A 775-nucleotide genomic window follows, 5' to 3' on the forward strand; every position below is an offset into this window, starting at 1 on the left:
GAGCTGATCGACGCCGGCAACCAGTACGATGAGATTTTTGCCATCGGCCCCATGATTATGATGAAATTCGTTTCCAAGACCACCGAGCCTTACGGCATCCCCACCACCGTGTCTATGAGCCCCATCATGATCGACGGCACGGGCATGTGCGGCGGCTGCCGCCTGAGCGTTGGCGGCGAGACAAAGTTTGCCTGCGTGGACGGCCCCGATTTCGACGGGCATAAGGTTGACTGGGATCTGGCGGTGAAGCGCAGCCGGATGTACAGCGACTTTGAGAAGCACAAGCATGAGGAAACCTGCAATCTGTTCAGCAAGGAGGCCGAGTGATATGCCTAATATGTCTTTGAAGAAAAACCCCATGCCCGCGCAGGACCCCAACGTCCGCAACAAGAACTATGAAGAGGTCACGCTGGGATATACCGAGGAAATGGCGCTGGACGAGGCACTGCGCTGCCTCAACTGCAAGAACAAGCCCTGTGTAAGCGGCTGTCCCGTGATGATTCATATTCCCGAGTTTATCGCCGAGGCTGCCAAGGGCAACTTTGAAGAGGCGTATCAGATCATTGCCCAGACCAGCTCTCTGCCAGCCGTGTGCGGCCGGGTTTGCCCGCAGGAGAGCCAGTGCGAGAAGTACTGCGTCCGTGGCATCAAGGGCGAGCCGGTGGGCATTGGCCGACTGGAGCGGTTTGTTGCCGACTGGCACAACAACCACGCCTGCGACGCGCCCCCCAGACCCGCGCCCAACGGGCATAAGGTGGCCGTGATCGGCTCCGGC

At 59.2% G+C, this 775-nt stretch carries 2 pseudogenes; both read left to right on the forward strand.

Annotation, left to right across the window (positions count from 1 at the left end):
* A pseudogene (locus B2W96_RS03350) lies at nucleotides 1–327 on the forward strand (sulfide/dihydroorotate dehydrogenase-like FAD/NAD-binding protein); the annotation flags it as partial.
* A 1-nt stretch (nucleotide 328) separates the two neighbouring features.
* Nucleotides 329–775: pseudogene (locus tag B2W96_RS03355) on the forward strand (dihydropyrimidine dehydrogenase); the annotation flags it as partial.

Source organism: Oscillibacter sp. UBA6647, assembly GCA_002455655.1.
Lineage (GTDB): Bacteria > Bacillota > Clostridia > Oscillospirales > Oscillospiraceae > Oscillibacter.